At 68.5% G+C, this 14,566-nt stretch carries 12 protein-coding genes; 7 read left to right on the forward strand and 5 right to left on the reverse strand.

The window, feature by feature from the left end:
• Nucleotides 1-5: 5 nt before the first annotated feature.
• From glyA to purU, 7 genes are read left to right on the forward strand one after another with little or no spacing between them, the layout of a single operon-like run.
• Nucleotides 6-1,346: a serine hydroxymethyltransferase gene (glyA, locus tag R5O87_RS16235; RefSeq protein ID WP_410555572.1), complete on the forward strand. Its 1,341-nt coding sequence runs from the start codon at nt 6-8 to the stop codon at nt 1,344-1,346.
• Nucleotides 1,343-2,563, forward strand: coding sequence for a sarcosine oxidase subunit beta family protein (locus R5O87_RS16240; protein ID WP_410555573.1), 1,221 nt, complete (start codon nt 1,343-1,345; stop codon nt 2,561-2,563). The genes glyA and R5O87_RS16240 overlap by 4 nt, the downstream gene beginning before the upstream one ends.
• 27 nt (nt 2,564-2,590) lie before the next feature.
• The gene (locus R5O87_RS16245) at nt 2,591-2,962 is read left to right on the forward strand and encodes a sarcosine oxidase subunit delta (protein ID WP_410555574.1); all 372 of its coding nucleotides are present in this window, start codon (nt 2,591-2,593) and stop codon (nt 2,960-2,962) included.
• The gene (locus R5O87_RS16250) at nt 2,959-5,901 is read left to right on the forward strand and encodes a sarcosine oxidase subunit alpha family protein (protein WP_410555575.1); all 2,943 of its coding nucleotides are present in this window, start codon (nt 2,959-2,961) and stop codon (nt 5,899-5,901) included. Before R5O87_RS16245 ends, R5O87_RS16250 begins: the two co-directional genes overlap by 4 nt.
• Nucleotides 5,894-6,529, forward strand: a complete 636-nt coding sequence (locus tag R5O87_RS16255; RefSeq protein WP_410555576.1) for a sarcosine oxidase subunit gamma — start codon at nt 5,894-5,896, stop codon at nt 6,527-6,529. The genes R5O87_RS16250 and R5O87_RS16255 overlap by 8 nt, the downstream gene beginning before the upstream one ends.
• The gene (locus R5O87_RS16260; RefSeq protein ID WP_410555577.1) at nt 6,529-7,902 is read left to right on the forward strand and encodes an L-serine ammonia-lyase; all 1,374 of its coding nucleotides are present in this window, start codon (nt 6,529-6,531) and stop codon (nt 7,900-7,902) included. The genes R5O87_RS16255 and R5O87_RS16260 overlap by 1 nt, the downstream gene beginning before the upstream one ends.
• A 3-nt stretch (nt 7,903-7,905) precedes the next feature.
• On the forward strand, nt 7,906-8,805 hold the full coding sequence (gene purU / locus R5O87_RS16265) for a formyltetrahydrofolate deformylase (protein WP_410555578.1): 900 nt from the start codon (nt 7,906-7,908) through the stop codon (nt 8,803-8,805).
• 152 nt (nt 8,806-8,957) lie between these two features.
• On the opposite strand, the gene bcp is transcribed toward purU, so the two are convergent.
• From bcp to gcl, 5 genes are all read right to left on the reverse strand, one after another.
• The gene (bcp, locus tag R5O87_RS16270) at nt 8,958-9,437 is read right to left on the reverse strand and encodes a thioredoxin-dependent thiol peroxidase (RefSeq protein ID WP_102971521.1); all 480 of its coding nucleotides are present in this window, start codon (nt 9,435-9,437) and stop codon (nt 8,958-8,960) included.
• A gap of 83 nt (nt 9,438-9,520) precedes the next feature.
• Nucleotides 9,521-10,144, reverse strand: coding sequence for a winged helix-turn-helix domain-containing protein (locus R5O87_RS16275; protein ID WP_410555579.1), 624 nt, complete (start codon nt 10,142-10,144; stop codon nt 9,521-9,523).
• A 10-nt stretch (nt 10,145-10,154) separates the two neighbouring features.
• Entirely contained in the window at nt 10,155-11,498 is a 1,344-nt protein-coding gene (gene allB, locus R5O87_RS16280) for an allantoinase AllB (RefSeq protein ID WP_410555580.1), read from the reverse strand.
• Nucleotides 11,491-12,693 (reverse strand): glycerate kinase, encoded by a 1,203-nt coding sequence (locus tag R5O87_RS16285; protein ID WP_410555581.1) that lies wholly within the window; start codon nt 12,691-12,693, stop codon nt 11,491-11,493. Before R5O87_RS16285 ends, allB begins: the two co-directional genes overlap by 8 nt.
• 3 nt (nt 12,694-12,696) lie before the next feature.
• Nucleotides 12,697-14,475 (reverse strand): glyoxylate carboligase, encoded by a 1,779-nt coding sequence (gene gcl / locus R5O87_RS16290; protein ID WP_410555582.1) that lies wholly within the window; start codon nt 14,473-14,475, stop codon nt 12,697-12,699.
• Between the last annotated feature and the right edge of the window lie 91 nt (nt 14,476-14,566).

Genomic DNA, 14,566 nt, shown 5'->3' on the forward strand with positions numbered 1-14,566 from the left:
TATTCGTGGTTGAGCAGTTGAACGACCGACTTTCCGCAGTCGATCCCGAGATCCAGCAGGCCGTCGCACGCGAGTTGGACCGCCAGCAGTCCACGCTGGAAATGATCGCCTCGGAGAACTTCGCTCCTGCGGCCGTCATGGAGGCACAGGGTTCGGTCCTCACCAACAAGTACGCCGAGGGCTACCCGGGTAAGCGCTACTACGGTGGCTGCGAGCACGTCGACGTCGTCGAGCAGCTGGCCATCGACCGCGTGAAGGCACTGTTCGGCGCCGAGTTCGCCAACGTCCAGCCGCACTCCGGCGCGCAGGCCAACGCCGCCGCCATGTTCGCCCTGCTGAACCCGGGTGACACCATCCTCGGTCTTTCCCTGGCACACGGCGGTCACCTCACCCACGGCATGAAGATCAACTTCTCGGGCAAGCTGTACAACGTGGTCCCGTACCACGTGCGCGAATCGGACCTCCGGGTGGACATGGCCGAGGTGGAAGCCCTGGCCCTCGAGCACAAGCCCAAGCTCATCGTGGCCGGCTGGTCCGCCTACTCCCGCCAGCTCGACTTCGCTGAGTTCCGCCGGATCGCCGACCTCGTTGGCGCCTACCTGATGGTGGACATGGCCCACTTCGCCGGCCTCGTCGCCGCGGGCCTGCATCCCAACCCGGTGCCGTACGCCGACGTCGTCACCACCACCACGCACAAGACCCTCGGCGGCCCCCGCGGCGGCGTTATCCTCGCCAAGGAGCAGTACGCCAAGAAGATCAACAGCGCCGTCTTCCCCGGCCAGCAGGGCGGCCCGCTGGAGCACGTCATTGCCGCCAAGGCCGTGGCCTTCAAGCTCGCCGCAACCGAGGGCTTCAAGGAACGCCAGAATCGCGTCCTGGAAGGCGCCAAGCTGCTGGCCGAACGCTTCCTGCAGCCCGACGTCGAAGCCGCCGGCATCACCGTGGTCAACGGCGGGACCGATGTCCACCTGGTCCTCGTCGACCTGCGGAACTCCGAACTGGACGGCCAGCAGGCAGAAGACGTGCTGCACCGCATCGGCATCACCGTCAACCGCAACGCCGTCCCGTTCGACCCCCGCCCGCCGATGGTCTCCTCCGGCCTCCGGATCGGCACCCCCGCGCTGGCCACCCGCGGCTTCGGCGCCGCCGCATTCACCGAGGTCGCCGACATCATCGCCACGGCCCTCACCAGCGCTGCAGGCACCGGAACGCTCGACGACGGCACCGCCGTCGAACTCCGCGCCCGCGTCACCGCGCTCGCCGAGCAGTTCCCCCTGTACCCCCAGCTCAGCGGCGCCACCGAGATTGCCGCCTTTGAAAACGACATGATTGGAGCAGGCCAGTGAGCACGCACCACCTTCCGGAACACCCGGAGTTCCTGTGGCACAACCCCGAGCCCAAGTCCTCCTATGACGCCGTGATCGTCGGCGGCGGCGGGCACGGCCTGGCCACCGCGTATTACCTGGCCAAGAACCACGGCATGACCAACATCGCCGTCCTGGAAAAGGGCTGGCTGGCCGGCGGCAACATGGCCCGGAACACCACGATCATCCGTTCCAACTACCTCTGGGACGAGAGCGCCGCTATCTACGAGCACGCCCTGAAGCTGTGGGAGATCCTGCCCGAGGAGCTGGAGTACGACTTCCTCTTCAGCCAGCGCGGCGTGATGAACCTGGCCCACACCCTGGGCGACGTGCGCGAAAGCATCCGCCGCGTGGGCGCCAACAAGCTCAACGGTGTGGACGCCGAATGGCTGGACCCGCAGCAGGTCAAGGAACTCTGCCCCATCCTGAACATCAGCGACAACATCCGCTACCCGGTCATGGGCGCCACCTACCAGCCGCGCGCCGGCATCGCCAAGCACGACCACGTCGCCTGGGCTTTCGCCCGCAAGTGCGACGAGCTGGGCGTGGACATCATCCAGAACTGCGAAGTCACCGGCTTCGTCAAGGACGGCAACCGCGTGGTGGGCGTCAAGACCAACCGCGGCACCATCAACACCGAAAAGGTGGGCCTCTGCGCCGCCGGCCACAGCTCGGTCCTGGCGGAAATGGCCGGCTTCCGGCTCCCCATCCAGTCCCACCCGCTGCAGGCACTGGTCTCCGAGCTGCACGAGCCGGTCCATCCGACCGTCGTTATGTCCAACCACGTCCACGTGTACGTCTCCCAGGCGCACAAGGGCGAACTGGTCATGGGCGCCGGCGTCGACTCCTACAACGGCTACGGCCAGCGCGGCTCCTTCCACGTGATCGAGCACCAGATGGCCGCCGCCGTCGAACTGTTCCCGATCTTTGCCCGCGCACACGTGCTCCGCACCTGGGGCGGCATCGTGGACACCACCCTGGACGCCTCGCCGATCGTGGGCACCACCCCCGTGGACAACATGTTCGTCAACTGCGGCTGGGGCACCGGCGGCTTCAAGGGCACGCCGGCTGCCGGCCTGACCTTCGCGCACACCATCGCCACCGGCGAACCGCACAAGCTGAACAAGCCGTTCGCCCTGGAACGCTTCGAAACCGGTGCCCTGATCGACGAACACGGCGCCGCCGCCGTCGCCCACTAGCCACGGTCCACAAGAAAGAAGACGCACATGCTGCTTATCTCCTGCCCCAACTGCGGCCCGCGGGACGAAACCGAGTTCCACTACGGCGGCCAGGCCCACGTGCCCTACCCCGAGAACCCCAACGACCTCACCGACCGGGAATGGGCCGAGTACCTGTTCTACCGCGAGAACACCAAGGGCACCTTCGCCGAACGGTGGGTGCACAGCACCGGCTGCCGGCAGTGGTTCAACATGCTCCGCGACACGGTCACCTACGACATCCAGGCCGTCTACCCGATGGGGGTGCCGCGGCCCGCCGCGCCCGTCCCACCTGCAGCTGACACCGGCACCGCAAGCACCGGCGCCGCCAGCACCACCCCCCTCAGCCCCAGCACCGCCCCGGAAGGAGCGACCAAGTGACCTCCCAGAACGCGCGCCTCAGCACCGGCGGCCGCATCGACCGCAGCATCTCCTGGCGCTTCACCGTGGACGGCGAGGAATTCACCGGACACCCGGGCGACACCCTGGCCTCCGCGCTGCTGGCCAACGGCCGAGTCGCCGCCGGCAACTCGCTGTACGAGGACCGTGCCCGCGGCATCCTAGCGGCCGGCACGGAAGAGCCCAACGCCCTGGTCCGGATCGAAGCACGGTTCCCCGGCGACGTCGCCGAGTCCATGCTCCCCGCCACCACCGTTTCCCTCGTGGACGGCCTGAAGGCCGGCTACCTGAACGGCCTCGGCAAGCTGGACCCGGCCGATGACCGCGCGGAGTACGACAAGAAGTACGTCCACACCGACATCCTCGTCATCGGCGGCGGCCCCGCCGGCCTGGCCGCGGCCCGCGAAGCTGTCCGCAGCGGGGCCCGCGTCATCCTGATGGACGACCAGCCCGAACTCGGCGGCTCCCTGCTGTCCGGATCCACCGCCCCCGAACTGGCCGAAAGCATCGAGGGCAAGCCCGCCCTGGAATGGGTTGCCGACGTCGAGGCGGAGCTCGTCTCCGGCGCCGAAAGCACCGTGCTGAACCGCACCACCGCGTTCGGCGCCTACGACGCCAACTACGTCATCGCGGTCCAGAACCGCACCGACCACCTCTCCAGCCCGGCCGCCGCCGGCGTCTCCCGCCAGCGTATTTGGCACATCCGTGCCAGCCAGGTTGTGCTGGCCCCCGGCGCCCACGAGCGTCCGCTGGTGTTCGAGAACAACGACCGCCCGGGCATCATGCTCGCCTCGGCTGTCCGCAGCTACCTGAACCGCTACGCCGTGGCCGCCGGCCAGCGCGTGGTCATCAGCACCACCAACGACAGCGCGTACGCCCTGGCCGCGGACCTGCGCGCCGCGGGCATCAAGCTCGCAGCCGTCGTCGACGCCCGCTCCAGCCTCACGCCGGTGGCTGCCGCCGCCGTCGAGGCAGGCACCCGGGTGCTCATCGGCAGCGCGGTGGCCAACACCGCAGCCGACTCGGACGGACGGCTGAACAGCGTCACCGTCCGCAGCATTAACGACGACGGCGAACTCACTTCGGGCGTCGAAGAGATCGCCGCCGACCTGCTGGCAGTGTCCGGCGGCTGGAGCCCGCTGGTCCACCTGCACTCGCAGCGCCAGGGCAAGCTGCGCTGGGACGAGGACCTGGCCGCCTTCGTGCCGGCCACCGTGGTCCCGAACCAGCAGACCATCGGCTCCGGCCGCGGCAGCTTCGAACTGGCTGACTGCCTCGCCGAGGGCGTCTCGGCCGGCGCTTCGGCGGCCATCGCCGCCGGCTTCGAGTCCGCCGTCGAGCCCTCCGCCCTGGGGGAGCCGAGGGCTTCCGCCCCGACCCGGCAGCTGTGGCTGGTCCCCGGCCAGACCGGAACCCCGGACGACTGGCACAACCACTTCGTCGACTTCCAGCGTGACCAGTCCGTGGCCGACGTCCTGCGCTCCACCGGCGCCGGCATGCGGTCCGTGGAGCACGTCAAGCGCTACACCTCGATCAGCACCGCCAACGACCAGGGCAAGACCTCCGGCGTGAACGCCATCGGCGTCATCGCCGCGGCACTCCGCCAGGCCGGCGAGGCCTCCCGGGGCATCGGCGACATCGGCACCACCACCTACCGTGCGCCGTTCACCCCCGTGGCCTTCGCAGCACTGGCCGGACGCCAGCGCGGCGAGCTGTTCGACCCCGCCCGCGTCACCTCGATCCACCCGTGGCACGTTGCCCAGGGCGCGCTGTTCGAGGACGTCGGACAGTGGAAGCGGCCTTGGTACTACCCGCAGAACGGCGAGGACATGGACGAGGCCGTACTCCGCGAGTGCGCCGCCGTCCGCGACTCCGTGGGCTTCATGGACGCCACCACCCTCGGCAAGATCGAGATCCGCGGCAAGGACGCCGGTGAATTCCTGAACCGCATCTACACCAACGCGTTCAAGAAGCTCGCCCCGGGTTCCGCCCGGTACGGCGTCATGTGCCTCTCGGACGGCATGATCTTCGACGACGGCGTGACCCTGCGCCTGGACGAAGAGACCTACTTCATGACCACCACCACCGGCGGCGCCGCCAAGGTGCTGGACTGGCTGGAGGAATGGCTGCAGACCGAATGGCCGGAACTCGACGTGCACTGCACCTCGGTGACCGAACAGTGGAGCACGATCGCCGTCGTCGGACCCAAGTCCCGCGACGTCATCGCCAAGGTCGCCCCGGAACTGGCCGCCAACGGCGGCCTGTCCGCCGAGGCGTTCCCGTTCATGACCTTCCGCGAAACCACCCTCGCGTCCGGCGTGCAGGCCCGCATCTGCCGGATCTCGTTCTCCGGTGAACTGGCCTACGAAATCAACGTGCCGTCCTGGTACGGGCTGAACACCTGGGAATCCGTGGCCGCGGCCGGTGCCGAGTTCAACATCACCCCCTACGGCACCGAGACCATGCACGTGCTGCGCGCCGAGAAGGGCTACCCGATCGTCGGACAGGACACCGACGGCACGGTAACCCCGCAGGATGCCGGCATGGAGTGGATCGTTTCCAAGGCCAAGGACTTCATCGGCAAGCGCTCCTACTCCCGGGTGGACCAGCAGCGCGACGACCGCAAGCACCTGGTCAGCGTCCTGCCGGTGGATGGCTCGCTGAGGCTTCCGGAAGGAACCCAGCTGGTGGAGAAGGGCATCCCGGCGAACCCCGCCTACGGCCCGGTCCCGATGCAGGGCTTCGTGACCTCCAGTTACCACAGCGCTGCCCTGGGCCGTTCGTTCGGCCTGGCCCTCATCAAGAACGGCCGCAACCGGATCGGCGAGACCCTGGTGGCCGCCGCCGGCAACCAGCTCGTCGACGTAGTCGTGGCAGAAACCGTACTGTTTGACCCCGAAGGGACCCGCAAAGATGGCTAACACCGCAGCCTTCACAGGCATCAATGGACTCCGGGAAATCCGCCGCAGCCCAGCCTCACACCTGGCCGAAGCATTCGAGACCGGGTCCGTGCAGGGAACAGTCACCCTCAAAGAGGGCCCGTTCCAGACCATGGCCGGCGTCCGCGTGGACACCAGCTCCGAGGCCGGCACCCGGATCGCCTCCGTCACCGGCGGCCTGCCGGAGCGTTGCGGCGAGGTCCGCGGCACGGAACGCGTTAGCGTCCTGTGGCTCGGCCCGCAGGAGTTCCTCATCGTGGCACCGGAAGACGCCCACGACTCCCTCGGCGGGGACCTGATCGGCTCCCTCAAGTCCGCCCTGGGCGACGCTCCGGGCCAGGTGGTGGACCTGTCCGCCAACCGCACCACGTTCGAGCTGTCCGGGCCGCGGGCCCGCTCGGTGCTGGAAAAGGGCTGCGCCCTGGACCTGCACCCCCGCACCCTCAAGGCCGGCACCGCCCTGAACACCGAGGTCGGCAACATCCCGGTGGTCCTGTTCAAGACCGGCGAGGAAAGCTTCCGGCTCTTCCCCCGCGCCTCGTTCGCCGACTACCTGGGCCGCTGGCTGCTGGACGCCATGAGGGAGTTCGCTTCCCCCGAGGTGCCCTGATGGCGCTTAGCGCCCTGGACCTGTTTTCCGTTGGCATCGGGCCGTCGTCGTCACACACGGTCGGCCCGATGCGGGCGGCAAAGCAGTTTGCCGACGGACTCAAGGGCGGCGGGCTGCTGAGCGCCACCACCCGGGTCCAGGCAGAGCTCTTCGGCTCCCTCGGCGCCACCGGCCGTGGCCACGGCTCCGACAAGGCCGTGGTGTTGGGACTGCAGGGCCTGGAACCGGAAACCGTTGACACCTCCACCGCCGACGACCAGGTGGCAGCCGCCGCCCTTGACGCCGAGCTGCGGATCGGCGGGGACCACCGGGTGGACTTCAACTGGGACGAGGACGTGGTGCTGCACCGGCGCAAGTCGCTCCCGGCCCACCCCAACGGCATGACCTTCCGCGCCCTGGACCACGCCGGCACGGTGCTGAGCGAACGGAGCTTCTACTCCATCGGCGGCGGCTTCGTCGTTGACGGCGATGCCGACGCCGGCGCCAAGGTGGTGGCGGACGAAACCCCGCTGCCGTACCCCTTCAGCACGGCAAACGAGCTGCTGGAGATCTGCAAGCGCGAAAGCATGTCGATCTCCGACGTCATGCTCGCCAACGAACTGGCATGGCGCAGCGAGGCGGAACTCCGCGAGGAACTGCTGAAGCTGTGGGCCGTCATGCGCGAATGCGTGGACAACGGCTGCTCCGCCGAAGGCATCCTCCCCGGAGGGCTGAAGGTGAAGCGGCGCGCGCCGCAGCTCTTCCAGACCCTGTCCAGAGATTCCGCCAGCACCGATCCGCTGCGGGCCATGGAGTGGGTGAACCTCTTCGCGCTGGCCGTCAACGAGGAGAACGCGGCCGGCGGCCGCATCGTCACCGCCCCCACCAACGGGGCGGCCGGCATCGTGCCGGCGGTCCTCCACTACTACGTCAAGTTTGTTCCCGGAGCGGACGACGACGGTGTGGTGCGCTTCCTCCTGGCGGCGGCCGCCGTCGGGATTCTGTTCAAGATCAACGCCTCCATCTCCGGTGCGGAGGTGGGCTGCCAGGGCGAGGTGGGCTCGGCCTGCTCCATGGCCGCGGCCGGGCTTTGCGAGGTGCTGGGCGGCACGCCCGAACAGGTGGAGAACGCCGCCGAGGTGGGGATCGAACACAACCTGGGCCTGACATGCGACCCCGTGGGCGGCCTGGTGCAGATCCCGTGCATCGAGCGGAACGCGATCGCCAGCGTCAAGGCGATCAACGCCGCGCGGCTGGCCCTGCACGGGGACGGCAGCCACAAGGTCTCGCTGGACAAGGCCATCAAGACCATGCGCGAGACCGGCGCCGACATGAAAACCAAGTACAAGGAAACCTCTCGAGGAGGCCTCGCTGTGAATGTAATTGAGTGCTGAACGATGACTGCTATTCAGACTGAGAACCGCGCCTCCGGGCAGGCGGGCAACGGCGTCGAGCACGTGCTGACCCTGGACTGCCCCGAGGGCCCGGGCATTGTGCACGCCGTTTCCGGCTTCCTGCTGGAATACGGCTGCGACATCATCGACAACAAGCAGTTCGGCGACCGCTCCGAGGGCCACTTCTTCATGCGCGTGCACTTCGCGTCCGACGGCAACGAGTCCACGCTGGAGCAGCTGCGCGCCGGGTTCACCCCGGTGGCGGAGAAGTACAACATGAAGTGGCGGTTGGAACGGAACGGGTCCCGCCGCAAGGTGCTGATCATGGTCTCCAAGTTCGGCCACTGCCTCAACGACCTGCTGTTCCGGGCCCGCGTGGGCGAACTGCCCATCGAGGTGGTGGGCGTGGTGTCCAACCACACCGACCACCAGGCCCTTGTGGACTGGCACGGCATCCCGTTCTTCCACATCCCGGTCACCGCGGCCACCAAGCCTGAAGCGGAGGCGCGGCTCCTGGAAATCGTGGACGAGCTCGACGTCGAGCTGGTGGTGCTGGCCCGCTACATGCAGGTCCTCAGCGACGACCTCGCGCGGAAGCTGGACGGCAAGGCGATCAACATCCACCACTCGTTCCTGCCGTCGTTCAAGGGCGCCAAGCCGTACCACCAGGCCTACGCCCGCGGCGTGAAGACCGTCGGCGCCACCGCGCACTACGTGAACGCGGAACTCGACGAGGGCCCGATCATCGCGCAGCAGGTGGTGGAGGTGGACCACACCTTCGGCCCCGAGGACCTGGTTGCCGCCGGCCGCGACACCGAGTGCAAGGCGCTCAGCAACGCCGTCCGCTGGCACTGCGAAGGCCGCATCATCCTCAACGGCAACCGCACGGTGGTCCTGAAGTAACGGTGGTTCTGAAGTAGGGGGGGATCCTCTCTCACTACCTGCCGCTTAAACCGAAACGCTCCTGCAGTAATTGCAGGAGCGTTTCGGTTTAAGTTGCGTTAAGTGAGAGAGGGTTGGGGGGAACGTTGCGTTAAGTGAGAGAGCGTCGGGGATCAGACGCCGAGCTGTTCGCGGAGCGCCTGGACATGGCCCTGCGCCTTGACCTGGTACTGGGCCAGCGTGACCTTGCCCTCGGGATCCAGCACCACGGTGGAACGGACGATGCCCTCGTGCACCTCGCCGTCGATGAGCTTCTCGCCCCAGGCGCCGTAGGCAAGGGCCACGGCGTGGTCCTCGTCAGCCAGCAGCGGGAAGGTCAAGCCGAAGTCGCCCGTGAAGTTCGCCAGCTTCTCCGGCGCGTCGGGGGAGATGCCCAGAACGGCGTAGCCGGAGCCCTGGAAGGACGCCAGGTTGTCGCGGAAGTCGCAGGCCTCGGTGGTGCAGCCGGGGGTGGCGGCCTCGGGGTAGAAGTACACGATGACGTTCTTGCCGCGGTAGTCGGCCAGCGCGGTCTGCTTGCCTTCTGCGTCCTGCAGGGTGAAGTCCGGCGCCTGGGTTCCGGGCTGGAGCTTGGTGGTCAGTTTGGGGCTCATGGCATTCCTTCTGATGGATCTGGGTCGAGCGAAAATCTGGTCAAGCACAATGACTGATCGGACTGATATGGATAACAGCAGCCCTAGATACTGTATTCCGCTGGGCCTCGCACGGTGGCTGCGGGTCCGCAGATGAAGCGGTAGCCGCCGCCGCGGACCGTGGCGATCGCGTGCCGGCCGCCGCGCAGCTTCCGCCGCACCCGCCCCACGTAGACGTCGATGGAACGGGTCGCGGCGCCGGGGCTGTCGAACGACTCCAGGAACAGCCGCAGCTCCTCCCGGTCAACGGTCCGCGAGCAGTGCTCCACCAGGTAGCGCAGGAGTTTGAACTCGACGCCGGTCAGCGGCACCCGCTCGCCGTCCAGCAGCACCTCGGACTGGGCCAGGTCCACGGCCACGCGGCTCACGTGGCCGGCCGACGGCGGCACGGGAGTTCCGCCGTCGGGCGCACCAGGGGCCTCCCCCTCCCCTGGGGGCGTGCCCGGGTGCGTCCCGGCGGCGGAAGTTGCAGCTCCGGCGGCGGGCCAGCGGACTTCCGCCTCCGGAGCAAATTGAAGGGCCCGCGCCAGCACCAGCTCGGCGGCCCGGGCCAGGACCTCGGGATCGATGTCCTGGCCTTCGGGCGGGGCTACCCAGACGGCCAGGCCGTGGGCCTTGGCGAAACTACGGGCCGACGTGCCGCGCGGTGAATGGGCATGCACAGCCACCGCGCGGCCCTCAGATGCCGCCGCGGCGGATCAGCTTGCCGCCGGGGGTCTGGCCGTCCACCACGTTGCCGCGCAGGTACGTCCGGCGGACCACGCCGGAGAGTGCCTTGCCGTCGTACGGGGTGATGGGGTTCTTGTGCTTGAGCTTGGAGACGTCCACCACGAAGGCCTCGTCCTGGGCGAAGACGGAGAAGTCGGCGTCGTAGCCCAGGGCCAGCTGGCCCTTGTTGGAGAGGCGGGCCAGGGCGGCCGGCTTCTCGGCCATCCACGACACCACCTGCTCCAGCGGGATGCCGCGGTGCCGGGCCTCGGTCCAGATCAGGGACAGGCCCAGCTGCAGCGAGGAGACGCCGCCCCACGCCACGGCGAAGTCACCGTTTTCCAGGTCCTTCAGGTCCAGCGTGGAGGGGGAGTGGTCCGAGACGATGCAGTCGATGGTGCCGTCCTGCAGGCCCTGCCAGAGGAGCTCGCGGTTGGAGGCCTCGCGGATGGGCGGGCAGCACTTGTACGCGGTGGCGCCGTCGGGGATTTCCTCGGCCATGAGCGTGAGGTAGTGCGGGCAGGTTTCCACGGTGAGGTGCACGCCGTCGCGCTTTGCCGACGCGATCATGGGCAGCGCGTCCGACGACGAGAGGTGCAGGATGTGGGCGCGGGCACCGGTCCAGCGGGCACGTTCGATCACCTCGGCGATGGCCTTGTTCTCGGCGCCGCGGGGGCGGGAGGCCAGGAAGGTGGAGTAGTGGGCGCCGCCGGGGTGGGGTGCGTGGTCGATGGCGTGCGAGTCCTCGGCGTGCACGATCATGAGCGAGTCGAAGGACTTCAGCTCGCGCATGTCCTCCTCCATCTCGTCCGCCTCCAGGTGCGGGAACTCGTCCACGCCGGAGTGCAGCAGGAAGCACTTGAAGCCGAAGACGCCCTCGTCGTGCAGCGGGCGCAGGTCGGCCTTGTTGCCGGGGATGGCGCCGCCCCAGAATCCGACGTCCACGAACGCCTGGTCCTCGGCCACCTCGCGCTTGAGCTTGAGGCCGTCCACGTTGGTAGTGGGCGGGATGGAGTTCAGCGGCATGTCGATGATGGTGGTGACACCGCCGGCGGCCGCGGCGCGGGTGGCGGAGGCGAAGCCCTCCCACTCGGTGCGGCCGGGCTCGTTGACGTGGACGTGGGTGTCCACCAGGCCCGGGATCAGGGTTTCGTCGTCGGCGAGTTCGATGACCTCGGCGCCCTGGAGGCCGTTTCCGAGCGGTTCCAGGGCCACGATCTTGCCGCCGCGTACGCCCACTTCACGGGCCGCGATCCCGGCGGTGGTGAGGATGCGCCGGCCCCGGATGACCAGGTCAAAGCGTTCTTCAGACATTCAGGGGCTCCTTCGTGTAAGCGCTGTCGGTCAGGTGCACACCGATGTGCTGACCCAATTCCTCAAGCAGGCGTCCTGCTTCGGCTATACATATCTCTACATTGCTCTCCATCGCCGTCAGGGGGTAGACCTGCCGGAAACCCGACCCACGCTGCTGTTCGGCTGACAGCGTGGTGCGGCCGCAGACGGCGAGCACGGGCAGCCCGGCTCCGGCCGCCGCGCGGGCAACGCCCATGGGCGTCTTGCCCAGCAGGCTCTGTTCGTCAAGGCTGCCTTCGCCGGTGATCACCAGGTCAGCGCCGGCCAGCCGTTCAGCGAGCCGGGTGAATTCAAGCACGACGTCGATGCCCGGACGGCGTGATGCCGCCAGTGCCGCGATGGCGGCATAGCCCACACCGCCGGCCGCTCCGGCGCCCGATGCGTTGGCGGCCTTGACGGCCCGGGGGCCGATCTCCGCGGCGAGGACCTGGACGAAGTTGGCGAGGGCGGCGTCCAGTTCGCCGACGTCGGCGGGGGTGGCGCCCTTCTGCGGTCCGAAGATGGCCGCGGCACCTTCCGGCCCGAGGAGCGGGTTGTCGACGTCGCTCGCGAGGACGAAGCGGGATTCCTCCAGCCGGGTGTCGAAGCCGGAGAAGTCGATGGTGGCAAGGTCAGCGAGGGCGGCGCCGCCGAGCGGGAGTTCGTTGCCGGCGGCGTCGAGCAGCCGGGCGCCGAGGCCCTGCAGCACGCCCGCGCCGCCGTCGGTGTTGGCGCTGCCGCCGACGCCGAGGATGATCTGCCGGCAGCCGGCGTCGAGCGCAGCGCGGATGAGTTCCCCGGTGCCCAGGCTGCTGGCAGTCCGGGCGGAAGCGGAACCCGGCCGCCCGCCGTCGTGCCTGGACACGGCGGAGGGCGGCAGGACGGCGAGGCCGGAGGCGGCGGCCATTTCGATCACGGCCTCCCGGCCGCGGACCGCGAACTCCGCCGTCAGCGGCTGCCCGGTGGGGCCGCTGACCACGGCGCGGCGGCGGGTGAAGCCGGAGCCGACGGCGGCGTCGAGGGTGCCCTCGCCGCCGTCGGCCACGGGAATCCGCAGTACCTCAAGGGTTTCGGGGCGGCCCGCTGTGGCGGAGCGCAACCCTGTTTCAAGGTGCCGGGCGACGTCCGGGGCGGAGAGTGAGCCCTTGAACTTGTCCGGCGCGATCACGATGCGCATTGCTTAGTCCTGCAGTGCCAGGATGGCGGTGGGGGCGTCGGCGGCGGTTGCGGCCAGTTCCTCGAACTCGTTCACGGCGTTGATTTCCAGGCCCATGGAGATGTTGGTGACCTTCTCCAGGATCACTTCAACCACCACGGGAACCTGGAACTCGCCCATCAGTGCCTTGGCCTTGTCGAACGCGGCCGGCATGTCCTCGGGGCTGGTCACGCGGATGGCCTTGCAGCCCAGGCCCTCGGCGACCTTGAGGTGGTCCACGCCGTAGCCCTCGGTCTCGGGGGAGTTGATGTTGTCGAAGCCCAGGGACACGTGGTAATCCATGTTGAACCCGCGCTGGGACTGGCGGATCAGGCCCAGGTAGGAGTTGTTCACCACCACGTGGATGTACGGCAGGTTGAACTGTGCGCCCACGGCCAGTTCCTCGATCATGAACTGGAAGTCGTAGTCGCCGGACAGTGCCACCACGTTCTCGCCCGGCTTGCCGCGAACGACGCCGAGGGCGGCCGGGGCGGTCCAGCCCAGCGGGCCTGCCTGGCCGGCGTTGATCCACTTGCGGGCGCCGAACACGTGCAGCATCTGGGCGCCGGCGATCTGGGACAGGCCGATGGTGGACACGTAGGTGGTGTCCTTGCCGAAGGCCTTGTTCATCTCCTCGTACACGCGCTGCGGCTTCATCGGCACGTTGTCGAAGTGGGTCTTGCGGTGCAGGGTGGCCTTGCGCTCGGCGCACTCGGCAACCCAGCCCTTGTAGTCCGGCAGGGTTCCGGCAGCGGCGCGTTCGCGGGCGATTTCCAGCAGGCCGTCCAGGGCGGCGCCGGCGTCGGAGGCGATGCCGAAGTCCGGGGAGAACACGCGGCCGATCTGGGTGGGCTCGATGTCGATGTGCACGAACTTGCGGCCGGCCGTGTAGGTGTCCAGGCCGCCGGTGTGGCGGTTGGCCCAGCGGTTGCCGATGCCGATCACGAAGTCGCTGCGCAGGAAGGACTCGTTGCCGTAGCGGTGTGACGTCTGCAGGCCCACCATGCCGGCCATCAGTGCGTGGTCATCCGGGATGGCGCCCCAGCCCATCAGGGTGGGGATCACGGGAACGTTCAGCAGCTCTGCCAGCTCAACCAGCTGCGCGGAGGCGCCGGCGTTGATGATGCCGCCGCCGGCCACGATCAGCGGGCGCTCGCCTGCCGTCAGCATGTCCAGGGCCTTTTCCAGCTGCTTGCGGGAGGCCTTGGGCTTTTCAACGGGCAGCGGCTCGTAGGTGTCGATGTCGAATTCGATCTCGGCCATCTGCACGTCGATCGGCAGGTCCAGCAGGACCGGGCCGGGGCGGCCGGAGCGCATCAGCTGGAAGGCCTTCTGGAAGGCGCCGGGCACCTGGCCGGGCTCCAGGATGGTCATGGCCATCTTGGTGACCGGCTTGGCGATGGACTCGATGTCCACGGCCTGGAAGTCTTCCTTGTGCAGCTTGGCCACGGGGGCCTGGCCGGTGATGCAGAGCATCGGGATGGAGTCGGCCCACGCGGCGTACAGGCCGGTGATCATGTCGGTGCCGGCGGGGCCGGAGGTGCCGATGCAGATGCCGATGTTGCCGTCCGCTGCGCGGGAGTAGCCGTCGGCCATGTGGCTGGCGCCTTCAACGTGGCGGGCCAGGGTGTGGCGGATGCCGCCGTGGGCCCGCATGGCGGAGTAGAACGGGTTGATCGCCGCGCCCGGCAGGCCGAACGCCTCGGTGGCGCCCTCCTTTTCCAGGATGGCGATGGCAGCGTCTACGGTGCGCATCTTGGTCATGGTGTGCTCCTAAAAAGTCTGTTTTTGGGTGTGCTGCAGGAACCCCGCGACTTTTGCGGGGCAAGTTTGGTGGGTGCCGCCGTCGTACTTC

The sequence above is a fragment of the Arthrobacter globiformis genome (genome assembly GCF_046536215.2).
Lineage (GTDB): Bacteria > Actinomycetota > Actinomycetes > Actinomycetales > Micrococcaceae > Arthrobacter > Arthrobacter globiformis_E.

Coding starts and splice junctions, on each gene's coding strand:
- R5O87_RS16245 (WP_410555574.1), top strand. CDS start 2,591: ATGCTGCTTATCTCCTGCCCCAACTGCGGCCCGCGGGACGAAACCGAG.
- R5O87_RS16255 (WP_410555576.1), top strand. CDS start 5,894: ATGGCTAACACCGCAGCCTTCACAGGCATCAATGGACTCCGGGAAATC.
- R5O87_RS16260 (WP_410555577.1), top strand. CDS start 6,529: ATGGCGCTTAGCGCCCTGGACCTGTTTTCCGTTGGCATCGGGCCGTCG.
- purU (WP_410555578.1), top strand. CDS start 7,906: ATGACTGCTATTCAGACTGAGAACCGCGCCTCCGGGCAGGCGGGCAAC.
- bcp (WP_102971521.1), bottom strand. CDS start 9,437: ATGAGCCCCAAACTGACCACCAAGCTCCAGCCCGGAACCCAGGCGCCG.
- allB (WP_410555580.1), bottom strand. CDS start 11,498: ATGTCTGAAGAACGCTTTGACCTGGTCATCCGGGGCCGGCGCATCCTC.
- R5O87_RS16285 (WP_410555581.1), bottom strand. CDS start 12,693: ATGCGCATCGTGATCGCGCCGGACAAGTTCAAGGGCTCACTCTCCGCC.
- gcl (WP_410555582.1), bottom strand. CDS start 14,475: ATGACCAAGATGCGCACCGTAGACGCTGCCATCGCCATCCTGGAAAAG.